Here is a 15,155-nt window from a genome sequence, read left to right as displayed (position 1 = left end):
CATCCCTTCCCCAAAATCCGTCGCTCTAGGGGCAAAGAATCAACCGGTTTGCTACAGCATTAAACGTTCTTGGAAGGTAGATGGGCGGTTAATCAAAATGCTGAGAGAGGAAGGCGCAGTAGAAATTAAACGAACGCTCACATGATTCTCAGACTAAAGCGTTATTTCTGTAGGCATAAAGCTGTTCACCCGTTATCCCTCAGACCTATGCGCTCTACTCTCTTCCTTGCCCTGGCATCGACCACTCTCGTGGCGATGGGTTGTGCCACCACCACCACTGCCCCGACGGAACCGACCGAGATGGTCGGGGACCAGCCCGGAGAGGCCATCGTCCCTACTCCCACCGAAGCATCAGAAACAGCGGATCCCAACACGACGACCACTGCCACTTCGGCAGAGGCGGAGGCTGAAACCGTGAGTTTCTATGCTGACAATGGGGTTGCCATTGGTGGGGCCGATCCCGTGGCCTACTTTACCGAGGGAGCCTACGTTCCAGGGACAGAGGACTACACCCACGATTGGGGTGGGGCTACCTGGCAATTCGCCAGTGCCGCTAATCGTGATACTTTTGCCAGTGAACCCGATCGCTATGCCCCCCAATATGGCGGCTTCTGCGCCTGGGCTGTCAGCCAGGGCTACACTGCCCCCATTGACCCCACAGCCTGGAAGGTGGTGGAGGGTAAGCTTTACTTAAACTACGACGCTAAGATTCAGGCCCGTTGGTCTCAGGACATTTCCGGCAATATTGCCAAGGCCAATGCCAACTGGCCCGAGGTGTTGGCCCAATAGAAATCCCAATGGGGTCAAAGCACTCCGGCGGACCGATTTATAATGGCCTCCTGTGCAAGTAGATTGCGATCGCGGGGGCGATTACCATGGCGCTGATTGTTCAAAAATATGGCGGTACATCCGTCGGGTCCGTAGAGCGGATTCAAACCGTAGCCCAGCGGGTGCAACGCACCGTGGCCCAGGGACATCAGGTAGTGGTGGTGGTGTCCGCCATGGGCAAGACCACCGATGGCCTAGTGAAACTGGCCCAGGAGATTTCCCCCCACCCCAACCGCCGAGAAATGGACATGCTGCTCTCCACCGGGGAGCAGGTTTCCATTGCCCTGCTGGCCATGGCCTTGCAGGAGCTGGGCCAGCAAGCCATTTCCCTGACCGGAGCCCAGGTAGGCATTGTGACCGAATCATCCCATACCCGTGCCCGCATCCTCAATATTCGCACCGAACGATTGACCCGCCACCTCCAGGACGGAAAGGTTGTCGTCGTTGCAGGCTTTCAGGGCATGAGCCCCAGCCCCGATCTGGAAATTACCACCCTGGGACGGGGAGGCTCCGATACCTCAGCGGTGGCCTTGGCGGCGGCACTCCAAGCTAGTCAGTGCGAGATTTATACCGATGTTCCTGGCATCCTCACCACCGACCCACGCCTTGTACCCGATGCCCAGCTCATGCGGGAAATTACCTGCGACGAAATGCTGGAATTGGCCAGCCTCGGGGCCAAGGTACTCCATCCCCGTGCGGTGGAGATTGCCCGTAACTACGGGGTGCCCTTGGTCGTTCGCTCTAGCTGGAGTGAGGATCCCGGCACTCGTGTTTCTGCACCCCAACCCCAACCACGATCGCTGGAGGGCTTAGAGCTTGCCCATCCCGTCGATGCTGTCGAATTTGACACCAACCAAGCCAAGGTAGCCCTGCTGCGGATCCCCGACTGTCCCGGTATTGCCGCCCGTCTATTTGGAGAATTAGCCAGCCAAAATCTGAATGTTGACTTGGTGATTCAGTCCATCCACGAGGGCAATACCAACGACATTGCCTTCACTGTCACCCAGGCCAGTCTCAGTCGGGCAGAGGCAGTGGCCACCGCCATTGCCCCCGCTCTACGGGATCACATCACCAACACCAGTCAAGCGGAGGTGTTAGTAGACAACCGGGTGGCCAAGGTCAGCATTGCTGGAGCTGGGATGATTGGCCGTCCCGGCGTGGCCGCTAAGATGTTCTCCACCCTGGCAGCAGCAGGGGTGAATATCCAGATGATCTCCACCTCTGAGGTCAAGGTGAGTTGTACCGTGGATGTGGAGGATTGCGATCGCGCCATTGCCGCCCTGTGTGAGGCATTTCAGGTTACCTGCTCTCCCCGCCTCAAAGCCGTCAGCACCATCGAAACCCAAGCCCCGGAAGTGCGGGGAGCTGCCCTCGACCCCCACCAAGCCCAAATAGCCATTCGTCACGTCCCCGACCGCCCCGGCATGGCGGCCCAATTGTTTCAACTGCTAGCGGACGAAGGCATCAGCGTAGACATGATCATTCAGTCCCAACGCTGTCGCCTCATCCACGGTCTCTCCACCCGCGATATTGCTTTCACCGTCACCCAGACCGAAGCCGACCAGGCTCGTCTAGTCGTTACCCAAGCCGCCACCGAACTGGGCTGGGGTGAAGTTCTAGTCAATAAAGCCATCGCCAAGGTCAGCATCGTTGGTATGGGTATGGTCGCCGCCCCCGGTGTCGCCGCCCGTATGTTCAGAGCCCTAGCCACCGCAGGCATCAATATCCAAATGATCGCCACCTCAGAGATCAAAATTAGCTGCTTGGTAGCCGAGACCGATGGAGTAAAAGCCCTCCAGTCCGTCCACAACGCCTTCGGGCTAGCCGGCACTGAAGCCGTCGTCGTCCCCGCCTAGTACACCTAGGCTGAAATAGGCTTGCTATTCTGTCGCACTAGCCCAACATTTTCCGGTCCCCTCGCCCCCTGGGAGAGGGCTAGGGTAGGGGCCGAGGTGTGCCACGATGAAACGGTTGGTGTATTTGCGCCCCACGGTGCTAGTGCTGCTGGGCGGAAGTAGTCCTACCATCGCGAAATACCAGTAAGCGATATAGCTTAGGCTCATTAGGACTTAATAGTAGGGTCATTTCCGCCGCCAAGCACTAGTACTGCTTGGCGGAAGTGGCCAAGGCATTTATGCGACCAAGGGCTTACCCGTGTAGTTCCACTTGAAGGGCTTAGCCATGGTGCGATTGAAGTAATCGACAAACGCTAAAATCTTCGCCTTGAGTTGGGCTTGACTGGTAAAACTCGAACGTCGGAGTAGCTTACGTACCAGGATGGAGAACCAAAGCTCAATTTGATTGAGCCAGGAGCAATGCTTGGGGGTGAAGTGAACGACCAGTCGATGGCTGGGGTCGCTCAAGAACGCCGCTCGGGTCGCCATAGACAGGAGAATGCCCGTCTTCCCTTTCTGGCCCAGATGAATCGGTTTTTCCTCGCGTTCCGCCACCAGTCGGACGAGAGATTCCGATTGATGAGTGTTGAGGCAATCCATGACCAGATGAATCTTGGAGGCATCTGGAACTTGGGCCAGTAAGGCTCTGAGGTGACTCTCGAGGTCTTGCTCGGTGCGGGTGTCTCCCACGGTGGCCTGATCCACCTGTCCGGTAGCGACATTGAATGAGGCAATCAGGGTTTGAGTGCCATGGCGAATATACTCAAACTCAATGCGGGTACAGCGTCCCGGCTTCATGGCGATGTCAGGCATCGTCCGTTCCAGAGCCTGGATTCCCGTCATCTCATCCAGGCTGAAGGTCAGCTCGCCGTGTTCGGCACGAGTGGCAGCCTGTTCGTAGACCTGGCAAATGTCTTTGACTTTGTCCTCGAAGTTAGGGTCGGGGGGGGGGAGAGCCAGTAACGGCTCTGGTGGGGTTTGAGGTCAGCCTCGGCCAACAGTCGGCCCACATGACGGGGACTGATACTCTCGACAATTCCCTGCTTGCTCAGTTCATCGGCCAGTTCTCCAGGGGTCCAATGACTGATGGGGCGGCCATACTGCTCGGGCGGTGCACAAGCTAGGGCATAGAGTTGCGTGATTTGTTCGAGGCTAAAGGTAGCCGGAGCCCCGGGACGAGGGACATCCTGTAGGCGCTCTTCCACAGCGACCTGTTGTTGACTCAACTCCAGCCAACGCCCCCGCCAGCGGCGACTCATCTCTTTGCTGACCCCCAAGTCTCGGGCGATTTCGCCATGGCCTTTGCCCTCATCAGCTGTGAGGATAATCTTGGCGCGCAAAGCGAGCTGCTGTGACGTCCGCTGACGTCGAATCAATTGCTCTAAGTCGCTCCGCTCCGTTTCGCTCAAAGTGAGCCTGGCGGCAGTCAGTCTAGCCATTGTAGAAAAGTCCTCTTTACCCTACCTCTCAATGGTAAGGTCATTTCAGCCACCCAGTACTAGTACTGGGCGGCGGAAATATCCTTGCCGTTTTCTAACGACGAGGCAGAGCCTCGGTGAGGATTCCCAGGCAGAGCCTGGGAACCAGGAAAGAAGTTTCGTAGGGTGCGTAACGCTAAGGCGTGGCTTCGCCCACGCGAAGCAATGCACCGCAGCAATGCCACACCTAGGGGAAATGGGCACAGGACTTCTGCCAGCCAGTACTAGATGATTTCCCGCCAAGGTAATCCACAGGAAACCACCCTAACGCTTCCGGGCCAGGGTAAGACCATCGGCAATGGGCACCAGACTCATATCCACGCGATCATCCCGGTGAACTTTGGCATTCAAAGCTCGAATTTTGGCAGTGCGGCTATCTTGAACCGTGGCATCCGCCACCCGTCCCGACCACAACACATTGTCGATTGCCATCAGTCCCCCCGGACGCAGCAGTTCCAACGTCTGCTCATAGTAGGTGTCATAGTTGCTTTTATCCGCGTCGATAAAGGCGAAATCAAAGCTATTGGCTTGTCCACCGTGAAGAAATTCCTGCAACGTCTCTACCGCAGGCCCCAGGTAGAGATCAATCTTCTCCCCCACCTCCGCCAATGCCCAGTAGCGCTGCGCGATCGCAGTATATTCCTCACTCACATCACAGGCCACCACCCGTCCCCCAGAAGGTAAAGCCAACGCGATCGCCAGCGTGCTATAGCCCGTAAACACCCCCACCTCAAGCGTTTTCTTTGCCCCTATAAGCTGCACTAGCAGAGCCATAAACTGCCCCTGCTCCGGAGCAATCTGCATCTGTGCCATAGGGTGACTCGCAGTTTCCTGCCGCAATTGGCTCAGAATGGACGGTTCTCGCAGAGAACAATCCAGAAGATAGGAATATAGCTCCGGAGCCAAGCCGAGGGTTTGATTAGCCATGAGAAATGGAGTGTAATACTCTTGCAGGCGATTACAGGTTCCGTGGGCTAAGGTTATGACAAGCTTATGCCAAGGAAAAATCCTGGAGAAATTGGGCTATGGAAGAGAGCCAAGTCATCCAACTATCCGCCATATCCGGCTGGATCATCGGTGTTAGCCACATCAAGGATCAAGGCTACCAATGCTGGGTCATCAACGCCGACCTCCACGTCCTCAGCAACGGCACCCTGTACCGTACCAGCAGTGCCGCCCTTACTGCAGGTCGTAGCTTTGTAGAACGGTATACTTAACACCGACAACTTTCGATCAAGCCTAGGAACTCACCCACAAATGACGTAACTGCTGATTGGACTTTTCCCTTCTAGAGCAACCGACCCAACCCAAAATGTTGGGTAATGCACGGAAAAACCAGAGGAATGACAGACTTGTCCACAGAGGGAAGTTTCTTAAAAGGCACTTCGTACGGGGTACTTCGCTCAGTCCTCAAAAGTTCCCTGGTGCATGATGAACCTGAATGCACCCTACTTCTTACGGAGACGGTAAGTGATACGCCCTTTGCTCAGATCATAGGGCGTCAATTCTACCTTGACCCGGTCCCCCGGCAAGATTTTGATGTAGTTGCGCCGAATTTTTCCAGAAATATGAGCCAATACATTAAACCCATTGTCCAAATCAACGCGAAACATCGCATTGGGCAGGGACTCTGTAACGGTTCCCTCCATCTCAATCAAATCTTGCTTAGACAAACTGATATCCTCCCAAAGGACTATCCATGAACAATTTTCTTTAGCTCTTCCGTCACCAAATCAACCGGCTGATTGCCATCAACTGACACCAATTGTTGGCGATTACGATAAAACGCAATCAAAGGCTCCGTCTGCTGTCGGTAAACCTCTAAACGATTCCGAATTGTCGCCTGATTATCATCGGCACGCCCTTCCTGCTCTCCCCGAAGGAGCATCCGTGACACAACCACCTCATCTGGGACATCCAGATTCACGACACAGTCACAGGGCTGATCCATCTCCTGAAGCAGAACGTCCAAAAAATTAGCTTGCTCTACATTGCGGGGAAAGCCATCCAGGATCCACCCAGACTGGGTATCATCAGCCCCCAATCGCTCTCGAATCAATCCCAGTATCAGCTCATCAGGCACCAGTTCCCCGGCATCCATATAGAACTGAGCCTTCTTGCCCAATTCAGTACCCTGAGCTACAGATGAGCGTAGAATTGCCCCCGTAGAAATATGGGGAACCCCACAAAATTCAGATATTTGCGTCGCTTGGGTTCCCTTTCCAGAACCCGGTGGACCAAGAAAGACGAGTCGAGCTGCTGCCACTACTGTTTCACCATCCCTTCATAACGCTGGGAGATAACATAGGTCTGCACCTGCTTAGCCGTTTCAATGGCCACCCCCACCAGAATCAGCAGTGATGTAGCCCCCAAACCCTGGAAGGTTTGGACCCGAGTTGCCCCCTCCACCGCACTAGGAATCACTGCCACCAAACCCAAAAAGATTGCCCCCAAAAAGGTCAAGCGGTTTAAAACTCTACCAATATATTCAGTAGTAGCCTTACCGGGGCGAATACCAGGGATACTAGCCCCCATCTTTTTCAGGTTCCGCGACATATCCTCAGGATTCACCACCAACGAAGCATAGAAATAGCTGAAGAACAGAATCATCACGAGGTACAGCAGCACATACACCCATGAAGTCGGATTTAGATAGGTATTCACCGCTCCAACAAAAGCAGGGTTACTCACGTACTGCGTCAAGGACAAGGGCAGTACCAACACCGCCGACGCAAAAATAATCGGCATAACCCCGCCCTGGTTTAAACGCAGTGGCAGATAATTGCTTTGCTCCAGATAGAGCTTACGCCCCACCTGGCGACGAGCAGAAATGATTGGAATTCGCCGAGTTCCTTCCTGGACAAAGACGATACCCACAATCATGGCCAAGAAGACTAACAGCAAAATAATCACGCCACCGACCCTGCTGTCTTCACCCTTAGCCAATTCCAGCGTGAGACTTAGCGATCGCGGCAGCGTCGAAACAATATTGATAAAAATCAACAGAGAAGCTCCATTACCAATGCCTCGCTCGGTAATGACTTCCCCCACCCACATCACAAACATTGACCCCGCAGTGAGGGCAATGACCGTCTGCACGACAAAAAATATCCCCGGCTGCTCAGCAAAGGGGCTCAGCAGGAAAATAGATAGGAGAGCACTTTGAAGAATGGCCCAGCCAAAAGCAACATAACGAGTGATCTGAGATACCCGTCGCCGTCCAGCTTCCCCTTCATTCTTTTGCAGGTCTTCCAACGCCGGTAGGGCTGCCGTCAGCAACTGCATGATGATAGAGGCATTGATAAAGGGCAAAATCCCTAAGGCAAAAATTCCCAGGGCAGATAGACCGCCTCCAACAAAAATGTCGATAAACCCAATAAAGCCGCCTAAACTACCACTCTCGATAGCTTGACCAAAGGCGACCCGGTCTATCCCAGGAACAGGGATAAATACCCCCAAACGCACCAAGACAAGGAGTCCCAGCGTTACCAGCACTCGGCTTCGCAGACCCGCCGCTTGGGCCATCTGCATAAATGTCTCCTGAGCACTAGGGTTCTTGCCACGGCTAACAACCATGCTCGAGTACCTCCATATCTGCTGATACGCTGCTGACTAATAGATAAACGATGTGAACCTTAGGGTCGATCACTCACAACTAAGTTTGTCTCCCCCCTCTCTCGCCAGAGGCTCTAGCCCACTACCTCACAACTGCCCCCAGCCGCCTCTATCTTCTCACGGGCAGAGCGAGTAAAAGCTGCCGCTTTCACAGATAGTGGGGTCAAAACCTCACCATCTCCCAGCACCTTTAGGGGACCATCATTCGTTGTAATAATGCCCACCGCCATCAAAGACGCCAAAGTTACTTCACTCTGGGCCTCTAGATCGGCTAAAGCACTCACATTCACAATGGTAAAGGTTTTCTGATTAACCAAGGGGAAGTGCTTTAGCTTAGGCACCCGACGGTACAGAGGCATTTGCCCCCCTTCAAAACCGGGGCGAGTGCTCCGACCAGAGCGGGACTTTTGCCCTCGCATACCAAAGCCGCAGCTCGCCCCTTGTCCGGCAGCAATACCGCGACCGACCCGGCGGCGACGATGCTTGGAGCCCGCCTTGGGCTGCACATCAGTTAGTCTCATGGGGATAGTTCCGTGAATACAAGTCCGTGAATACCAAAAATTAGCAGCTTCGACCTAGCTCCGCACTCAAAAACTAGGCGTATAGCTTCTCAATGGGAATGCCGCGCTCTTCCGCCACATCAGACAAAGTCCGCAGAGACGCAAGGGCTGCCGCTGCCGCCCGAGCATTATTGAGGGGATTATTAGACCCCAACTGCTTCGCCAGGATGTTGCGAACCCCTGCCAACTCCAGAACAGTACGTACCGCACCCCCAGCAATTACCCCAGTTCCCGGTGCTGCCGGTCGCATAAAGACTTTTGCGCCACCGCCCCGTCCGGTGCTGGGCTGGGGGATGGAGTAGGACTTGGTGAGGGGAACATCAATGAGGTGCTTTTTCCCATCAGCCACGCCCTTCTTCACCGCCCCAATAACATCTCCAGCTTTACCGACACCCACACCCACCTGGCCTCGCTCGTTACCAATGACCACAATGGCTCGAAAGCTGAGCTTTTTACCGCCCTTGACAACCTTGGTCACCCGTCGAATTTGGACGACCCGTTCTTGCCATTCCGTTTCTTTTTCGCGATTGCGGGTATTTTTTCGACGGTTGTTCGCCATGGTTTTTCCTTCGGTCTCCCTTAAGAACAAAGTGACTGGTATAGAATCTGTCCCTAAAAGGACAGCCCTGCGGCACGGGCAGCGTCCGCCAATGCGGCAACCCGACCATGATAGAGCTTGCCACCCCGATCAAAGACCACTTGGGTAATGCCCTTTTCGAGGGCACGCTCGGCAATCAGCTTACCCACTAGCTCGGAGCCAGCGGCAGTACTCGTGATCCCTCCCTGACTGCGAATATCACTTTCCAGGGTGGAGGCAGCAGCCAAGGTTTGATGCTGACTATCGTCAATGACTTGGGCGTAAATATGCTGATTAGATCGGAAAACAGCCAACCGGGGGCGTTCAGCAGTACCTAGGACACGCCGCCGAATGCGTTGATGGCGGCGACGGGTGAGTTCTTTGCGCGCGACCTTCATGGTTTACTTCTTCCCTGCCTTACCAGCCTTACGTCGAACCTGCTCACCGGCATAGCGAACCCCTTTGCCCTTATAGGGTTCTGGGGGGCGGGCCGCACGAATGCTGGCGGCCACGTTGCCGACAATTTCCTTGTCAATACCGCTGACCACAACATTTGTGTTGTTTTCAACGATGAACTGAATACCCTCCGGTGGATTAAATACCACGGGATGGCTGTACCCCAAACTCATGTTGAGGGATTGACCTTGAATCTGGGCGCGGTAGCCTACCCCTTGAATCTCCAAACGCTTTTGGAAACCATTGGATACCCCTTCCACCATATTGGCAACCAGGGTACGGCAGAGGCCATGGCGCGCCCGCGCCATACGAGACTCGTTAATTCGCGTCACCAAAAGGGTATCTCCCTCTTGGATAATTTCTACCCCCGTAGGCAAAGTCCGGGAAAGCTCTCCCTTCGGCCCTTTGACGCTCACAAATTGGCCGTCAATGGACACGGTGACCTTGCTAGGGATTGGGATTGGGCGTTTACCAATTCGAGACATTGCTCACAACTCCTTACAAGACTATCAATGACCGGGAGGCGTAACCCCGTTACCAGACGTAGCAGAGCACCTCACCGCCAATCCCCTGACGACGGGCATCGCGATCGGTCATGATTCCGCTGGAGGTGGAAATGATGGCAATGCCAATTCCCCCTAGTACCCGAGGTAGCTCCTTGCGATTGGAGTACACCCGTAATCCAGGACGGCTGACGCGCTTCAGGTTTTTGATGATAGGGTCCCGAGCCTTGCCGCGATACTTGAGGGTCAGTACCAAGTGGCACGCAATACCCTCGTCAGCCTCGGTAAAGTCGGCAATGAATCCCTCTTCTTTCAATACCTGAGCAATGCTCCGGGTCATCTTGGTGGAGGGAATATCTACAGTTTGATGACGCGCCAGATTCGCGTTGCGAATCCGCGTCAACATATCTGCGATAGTGTCGTTAGCCGCCATAGTCCTCTCCAGTGGTTAAAACTAATTGTCCCGGAATGGCATACCCAGTTCCTTGAGCAGGGCCCGCCCTTCTTCGTCTGTGGCGGCGGAGGTCACGATAGTGACATCCATACCGCGCATCTGGTCAATGCTGTCGTACTCGATCTCGGGGAAGATTAATTGCTCCCGTAGTCCCAGGGTGTAATTGCCTCGGCCATCAAAGCTTTTGGGACTAATACCGCGAAAGTCACGGATACGGGGCAGGGAAAGATTAATCAAGCGATTGAGAAACGCATACATGCGCTCTGATCGCAGGGTCACCATTACCCCCACGGGCATCCCCTGCCGAATCTTGAAACCTGCGATCGCTTTTTTGGCGCGAGTCACAACGGGGCGCTGCCCAGTGATCAGAGCGATTTCCCCAAGGGAAGACTCCAGTGCCTTCGCATTTTGAGATGCTTCCCCTAGGCCCCGATTTACGGTCACCTTGACCAGCTTGGGAACCTGATGGTTATTGGCATAGCCAAATTGCTCCATCAGTTTCGGGACAACCTTGTCGATATAAAACGTTTTGAGTTGTTCAGCCATAGCAGATGTCCTCGCGATGTTCCTGGGCTTGGTCAGGAACGCTATCAAAAATCAACCTCTCTACACCCAAGCTGTTGATAGAAATGGGGCTCAATCGATGATCTCGCCAGTTTTCTTCAACATGCGTACCTTTCGCCCGTCCTCCGTAAAGGTATGACAGACCCGGCTGGCTACCTTCTGTTTTTCGGAGTAGAGCATAACGTTGGAGCTGTGGATAGGAAACTCCTCCGTCACAATTTGTCCAGACTCCTCTTCTTGCTTAGGTTTGACATGGCGGGTCCGAATGTTGACGCCCTTCACTATTACCTTGCTAGTTTTAGTGATGACACTCATCACCTCGCCAACCTTACCCTTGTCCCGGCCCGTAATGACCTGGACCGTATCCCCCTTTTTGACGTGGATTGTATGGCGCACAGGCGCACTTCCGCGTTTGGGCATCACAGCACCTCCGGCGCTAACGAAACGATCTTGGTAAAGCTTTTATCGCGCAGTTCCCGAGCGACGGGGCCGAAGACCCGAGTTCCCCGAGGGTTACCATCATTGTTGATGAGGACGGCGGCATTATCGTCAAAGCGAATACTCATACCGCTACTGCGCCGTAGCCCTTTTTTAGTCCGGACAATGACTGCCCGCACCACGTCGGACTTTTTTACTGCCATGTTGGGAATCGCGTCTTTGACTACTGCGATTACCACATCACCGACACCGGCATAGCGGCGGTTGCCACCCAGCACCCGAATGCATAGAAGCTTACGGGCACCACTGTTGTCGGCCACATTGAGATAGGTTTCTTGCTGAATCACCGCTTTTACCTTCCTAACTTAGACCTGGGATGCCCGATCGAGTACATCGGCAATCACCCACCGCTTAGTGCGACTGAGGGGGCGAGTTTCTCGAATGCGGACCCGATCGCCGACCTGACAGGAATTTTCCTCATCATGGGCCTTATATCGCTTCGTCTGCACCACAATCTTGCCGTACTTAGGATGGGGAACTCGGTTTTCCACAGCGACAACCACCGTTTTTTGCATCTTATCGCTGACGACCAACCCGATCCGTTCTTTTACCGCCATATCTCACCTTATTCCTATGCCTGTTGGACTTCAGCAGTATCCGCTGCCACTGTCGAAACATTATTTGTCTCTGCCGTTGTCGCTAGTTGTCGTTGCCGCTGGAGGGTCATCAACTGGGCAAGTCGATGGCGCTCTTGCTTGAATTGGTGGAAACCCGTTTTGAGCTGACGAATGCCCTTTTGAAAACGCAAATCAAACAGCCGCCGTCTCGTTGCCGCAATCTCATCAACCACTTCTTGGTCACTGAGTTGACGAATGTCATCCATTTTGGATAAAGCCATGGCTTAGGATTCCTCCGATTGACGGGCAATAACTTTGGTTTTGAAGGGGAGTTTAAAGGCTGCAAGTCGCATGGCTTCTCGCGCCGTTTCTTCAGGAACCCCAGCAATTTCAAAAATAATTCGACCAGGCTTCACCACCGCCACCCAAAACTCAGGATTTCCCTTACCAGAACCCATTCGGGTTTCTGCTGGCCGCATGGTTACGGGCTTGTCTGGAAAAACACGAATCCAGATTTTGCCGCCCCGACGAACATAGCGAGTCATCGCTCGTCGTGCCGCCTCAATTTGTCGAGAGGTCAGCCATGAGGGCTCCGTAGCCTGAAGCGCAAAATCCCCAAAATTGAGGGTGCTGCCTCGCTGCGCCATTCCGCGCATTCGGCCCCGGTGCTGCTTCCGAAATTTTGTTCTTCTAGGACTTAGCATGGCTTTTACTCTTGTTGCCCGTAACGCTGCTGTAGAAACGAAAGAACGACTCCCAAAACGGTCCTCAAAGGGTCTTACGACTCATTCGAGCGATCTTCAAACTGCTGTCGCCGCTTGGGCTGTCGCCGCCTGGGCTGATCTGCACCAGCCGGAGCCTGACTTTCTTGGCCTGGGATGATCTCGCCCCGGAAGATCCATACCTTCACCCCTAAAACGCCATAGGTCGTTTGGGCTGTGCGATAGGAATAATCCACATCTGCCCGGAGGGTATGAAGCGGAACTCGCCCTTCGCGAGTCCACTCGGTTCGGGCAATTTCAGCCCCATTCAAGCGCCCGCTGACCTGAATTTTGATGCCTTCTACCCCGGCTCTCTGAGAGCGCTGTAGAGTTTGACGCACTACTCGACGGAAGGCCACCCGTCGTTCTAGCTGCTGCACGATATATTCGGCAACCAAGGGGGCGTCGGCATCAACCCGAGTCACCTCAACCACATTGATGCGGATTTGCCGACTGGAATCCTGCAGAACCTGCTGAAGCCCTACCCGTAGAGCTTCAATGCCGCTGCCGCCTCGGCCCACAACCACCCCAGGGCGAGCTGTGCGAACTTCTAGGTCGATTTGCTCAGCTTTGCGCTCAATACGAACGTCGGAGATCCCAGCGTTGCTCAGATTCTTCTCGACGTACTGACGGATTCGATAGTCCTCTTGCAGTAGCTCAGGGTACCGTTGTCCATCGGCATACCAACGGGAACGGTGTTCCTGAATAACCCCGAGGCGAAAGCCAGTTGGATGAATCTTCTGTCCCACGCGTAGTTCCTCTGACGATGACAGTTTGAATGGATAAAGTTGGACGGTGACGGGAGGGTAGTCCTAGCCGTTTTCAGATTCGCTGGGCGCTACCGCGATCGTGATATGGCAAGTAGGCTTGCGGATCTGGAAGGCCCGTCCTTGGGCTCGGGGACGGAAACGGCGCAAGACCGGTCCGGCATCGGCGTAGGCTTCGCTAACAACTAGGTCAGCGGGCTCCAATCCATTGTTGTTCTCGGCGTTTGCCACAGCGGAGCGTAAGACCTTGAGCACAGGATCACAGGCCCGGTAGGGCATGAATTCCAGCATGATGAGGGCTTCTCGATAGGAAACCCCTCGGATTTGGTCAAGTACCCGACGCACCTTGTGGGGCGACATGCGGATGTAGCGAGCGATCGCTTTGACCTGAACAGGCGTAGTACCAACAGCCATTGGACTTTGACTCACTAACTATCGACGTGCTTTTTTGTCACTTTTAGAGTGACCCCGGAAGGTGCGAGTCGGTGCAAACTCGCCTAGCTTATGGCCCACCATTTGCTCTGTGACATAGACCGGCACATGTTGACGACCGTTGTGGACGGCAATGGTGTGACCAATCATTTGGGGCAACACGGTGGAGGCCCGTGACCAAGTCTTGATGACTTGCTTTTCACCTTTGGCGTTCAGGGTTTCTACCTTACGCATTAGATGATCGGCAACGAATGGTCCTTTTTTCAGCGAACGAGACATAGCCCTTTTCTTACCCTTGCAGTTTTAATGGTGATTGACCTAAGCGTTACGACCGCCCCGACCCCGCTTAGAAACCCGCCGCCGTCGCCGCACGATGAGGGCGCTACTGGCTTTTTTCTTCTTGCGGGTCTTGTAGCCTAGGGCAGGTTTACCCCAGGGGGTAACCGGACCACTTCGGCCAATGGGTGCTCGACCTTCACCACCCCCATGGGGGTGGTCTACAGGGTTCATGACACTGCCTCGAACTTCGGGACGACGGCCCTGCCAGCGCTTACGCCCCGCCTTACCTAGCGTGATATTGCGGGCGTCGATGTTGCCCACTTGCCCGAGGGTGGCGTAACACTCCCGCCGGACCATTCGTACTTCTGTGGAGGGCAGTTTGAGGGTGACATAGTCTCCCTCTTTAGCCACCACTTGGGCGGAGGTGCCAGCGGCTCGGACGATTTGTCCCCCTTTACCGGGCTGTAGCTCCACATTGTGAACCAGAGTTCCTAAGGGAATCTTGTAGAGGGGGAGGGCATTGCCCACCTCAAGGGGAGAATCAGGCCCAGCAATAATTGTGGTGCCTACCGCTAGGTTGTGGGGGTGAAGAATGTAACGCTTTTCTCCGTCCTGGTAGTGCAGGAGGGCAATACGAGCATTACGGTTGGGGTCGTACTCAATGGCAGCGACTTTGGCCGGAACGTTGTACTTGTTGCGGCGAAAATCGATGATGCGATAGAGCCGTTTATGGCCACCGCCCCGGTGACGGCAGGTAATTACCCCTCGGTTATTCCGTCCTTTGGGACGGCTCACCGAAATCGTTAGTGATTTTTCAGGTTCGCTGCGGGTAATCTCACTAAATGTTGAGACTGTCCGTTCGCGGGTACTGGGGGTATATGGCCGATAGGATCGGATGCCCATGGGTCAACTCACTCAATAAACTGCGCCG

Annotated in this window: 24 protein-coding genes; 3 read left to right on the top strand and 21 right to left on the bottom strand. The window is 54.5% G+C overall.

Going from position 1 to position 15,155, the window contains the following annotated elements:
• The first annotated feature begins 207 nt into the window (after positions 1-207).
• Together LEP6406_RS0219430 and LEP6406_RS0219425 are read left to right on the top strand one after the other, a co-directional pair.
• Positions 208-789, top strand: a complete 582-nt coding sequence (locus LEP6406_RS0219430) for a YHS domain-containing (seleno)protein (protein ID WP_008312446.1) — start codon at positions 208-210, stop codon at positions 787-789.
• A gap of 86 nt (positions 790-875) precedes the next feature.
• Complete coding sequence (locus LEP6406_RS0219425; RefSeq protein ID WP_008312444.1) at positions 876-2,684, top strand: aspartate kinase; 1,809 nt, start codon at positions 876-878, stop codon at positions 2,682-2,684.
• Between the two features lie 276 nt (positions 2,685-2,960).
• On the opposite strand, the gene LEP6406_RS0219420 is transcribed toward LEP6406_RS0219425, so the two are convergent.
• From LEP6406_RS0219420 to LEP6406_RS0219410, 3 genes are all read right to left on the bottom strand, one after another.
• Positions 2,961-3,566 carry a transposase gene (locus LEP6406_RS0219420; RefSeq protein WP_027268735.1) on the bottom strand — a complete coding sequence of 202 codons (606 nt, stop codon included), beginning with the start codon at positions 3,564-3,566 and terminating at the stop codon, positions 2,961-2,963.
• A gap of 17 nt (positions 3,567-3,583) precedes the next feature.
• The gene (locus LEP6406_RS0219415) at positions 3,584-4,162 is read right to left on the bottom strand and encodes a helix-turn-helix domain-containing protein (RefSeq protein ID WP_027268720.1); all 579 of its coding nucleotides are present in this window, start codon (positions 4,160-4,162) and stop codon (positions 3,584-3,586) included.
• A gap of 303 nt (positions 4,163-4,465) precedes the next feature.
• Positions 4,466-5,128, bottom strand: a complete 663-nt coding sequence (locus LEP6406_RS0219410; protein WP_008312923.1) for a class I SAM-dependent methyltransferase — start codon at positions 5,126-5,128, stop codon at positions 4,466-4,468.
• Positions 5,129-5,226: 98 nt separating this feature from the next.
• On the opposite strand from LEP6406_RS0219410, the gene LEP6406_RS0219405 reads away from it, so the two are divergent.
• Positions 5,227-5,418: a hypothetical protein gene (locus tag LEP6406_RS0219405; RefSeq protein ID WP_008312925.1), complete on the top strand. Its 192-nt coding sequence runs from the start codon at positions 5,227-5,229 to the stop codon at positions 5,416-5,418.
• 231 nt (positions 5,419-5,649) lie between these two features.
• Here LEP6406_RS0219405 and infA read toward each other — a convergent pair whose 3' ends face one another.
• The 18 genes from infA to rplB all read right to left on the bottom strand — a co-directional run bounded on the left by infA (position 5,650) and on the right by rplB (position 15,127).
• Entirely contained in the window at positions 5,650-5,874 is a 225-nt protein-coding gene (gene infA / locus LEP6406_RS0219400; protein ID WP_006196724.1) for a translation initiation factor IF-1, read from the bottom strand.
• Between the two features lie 20 nt (positions 5,875-5,894).
• Positions 5,895-6,467 carry an adenylate kinase gene (locus LEP6406_RS0219395; protein WP_027269272.1) on the bottom strand — a complete coding sequence of 191 codons (573 nt, stop codon included), beginning with the start codon at positions 6,465-6,467 and terminating at the stop codon, positions 5,895-5,897.
• On the bottom strand, positions 6,467-7,777 hold the full coding sequence (gene secY / locus LEP6406_RS0219390) for a preprotein translocase subunit SecY (RefSeq protein ID WP_008312933.1): 1,311 nt from the start codon (positions 7,775-7,777) through the stop codon (positions 6,467-6,469). Before secY ends, LEP6406_RS0219395 begins: the two co-directional genes overlap by 1 nt.
• A gap of 113 nt (positions 7,778-7,890) precedes the next feature.
• On the bottom strand, positions 7,891-8,337 hold the full coding sequence (rplO, locus tag LEP6406_RS0219385; RefSeq protein ID WP_008312935.1) for a 50S ribosomal protein L15: 447 nt from the start codon (positions 8,335-8,337) through the stop codon (positions 7,891-7,893).
• Positions 8,338-8,410: 73 nt separating this feature from the next.
• Positions 8,411-8,935: a 30S ribosomal protein S5 gene (gene rpsE, locus LEP6406_RS0219380; protein WP_008312937.1), complete on the bottom strand. Its 525-nt coding sequence runs from the start codon at positions 8,933-8,935 to the stop codon at positions 8,411-8,413.
• Positions 8,936-8,988: 53 nt separating this feature from the next.
• Entirely contained in the window at positions 8,989-9,351 is a 363-nt protein-coding gene (gene rplR / locus LEP6406_RS0219375; RefSeq protein WP_008312939.1) for a 50S ribosomal protein L18, read from the bottom strand.
• 3 nt (positions 9,352-9,354) lie between these two features.
• The gene (gene rplF / locus LEP6406_RS0219370; RefSeq protein WP_008312941.1) at positions 9,355-9,894 is read right to left on the bottom strand and encodes a 50S ribosomal protein L6; all 540 of its coding nucleotides are present in this window, start codon (positions 9,892-9,894) and stop codon (positions 9,355-9,357) included.
• Positions 9,895-9,943: 49 nt separating this feature from the next.
• Positions 9,944-10,345 (bottom strand): 30S ribosomal protein S8, encoded by a 402-nt coding sequence (rpsH, locus tag LEP6406_RS0219365; RefSeq protein WP_008312943.1) that lies wholly within the window; start codon positions 10,343-10,345, stop codon positions 9,944-9,946.
• A 21-nt stretch (positions 10,346-10,366) separates the two neighbouring features.
• Entirely contained in the window at positions 10,367-10,912 is a 546-nt protein-coding gene (rplE, locus tag LEP6406_RS0219360; RefSeq protein WP_008312945.1) for a 50S ribosomal protein L5, read from the bottom strand.
• Positions 10,913-11,002: 90 nt separating this feature from the next.
• Positions 11,003-11,350, bottom strand: coding sequence for a 50S ribosomal protein L24 (gene rplX / locus LEP6406_RS0219355; protein ID WP_008312947.1), 348 nt, complete (start codon positions 11,348-11,350; stop codon positions 11,003-11,005).
• Positions 11,350-11,715 (bottom strand): 50S ribosomal protein L14, encoded by a 366-nt coding sequence (rplN, locus tag LEP6406_RS0219350; protein WP_008312949.1) that lies wholly within the window; start codon positions 11,713-11,715, stop codon positions 11,350-11,352. The genes rplX and rplN overlap by 1 nt, the downstream gene beginning before the upstream one ends.
• An 18-nt stretch (positions 11,716-11,733) precedes the next feature.
• Positions 11,734-11,985 (bottom strand): 30S ribosomal protein S17, encoded by a 252-nt coding sequence (gene rpsQ / locus LEP6406_RS0219345; RefSeq protein WP_008312951.1) that lies wholly within the window; start codon positions 11,983-11,985, stop codon positions 11,734-11,736.
• A gap of 14 nt (positions 11,986-11,999) precedes the next feature.
• Positions 12,000-12,266 carry a 50S ribosomal protein L29 gene (rpmC, locus tag LEP6406_RS0219340; protein ID WP_008312953.1) on the bottom strand — a complete coding sequence of 89 codons (267 nt, stop codon included), beginning with the start codon at positions 12,264-12,266 and terminating at the stop codon, positions 12,000-12,002.
• Positions 12,267-12,269: 3 nt separating this feature from the next.
• Positions 12,270-12,689: a 50S ribosomal protein L16 gene (rplP, locus tag LEP6406_RS0219335; RefSeq protein WP_008312954.1), complete on the bottom strand. Its 420-nt coding sequence runs from the start codon at positions 12,687-12,689 to the stop codon at positions 12,270-12,272.
• Between the two features lie 74 nt (positions 12,690-12,763).
• Positions 12,764-13,495: a 30S ribosomal protein S3 gene (rpsC, locus tag LEP6406_RS0219330; protein WP_008312956.1), complete on the bottom strand. Its 732-nt coding sequence runs from the start codon at positions 13,493-13,495 to the stop codon at positions 12,764-12,766.
• 63 nt (positions 13,496-13,558) lie between these two features.
• On the bottom strand, positions 13,559-13,927 hold the full coding sequence (gene rplV / locus LEP6406_RS0219325; protein WP_008312959.1) for a 50S ribosomal protein L22: 369 nt from the start codon (positions 13,925-13,927) through the stop codon (positions 13,559-13,561).
• Positions 13,928-13,945: 18 nt separating this feature from the next.
• The gene (gene rpsS / locus LEP6406_RS0219320) at positions 13,946-14,224 is read right to left on the bottom strand and encodes a 30S ribosomal protein S19 (protein WP_008312961.1); all 279 of its coding nucleotides are present in this window, start codon (positions 14,222-14,224) and stop codon (positions 13,946-13,948) included.
• 39 nt (positions 14,225-14,263) lie between these two features.
• A complete protein-coding gene (gene rplB / locus LEP6406_RS0219315; protein WP_008312963.1) occupies positions 14,264-15,127 on the bottom strand; it encodes a 50S ribosomal protein L2 in 864 nt (287 codons plus the stop codon).
• Between the last annotated feature and the right edge of the window lie 28 nt (positions 15,128-15,155).

Source organism: Leptolyngbya sp. PCC 6406 (assembly GCF_000332095.2).
In the GTDB taxonomy this organism is placed as follows: domain Bacteria; phylum Cyanobacteriota; class Cyanobacteriia; order Phormidesmidales; family Phormidesmidaceae; genus PCC-6406.
Note: the sequence above shows the minus strand (reverse complement) of the source record. Positions and strands in the feature narration are given on the sequence as shown.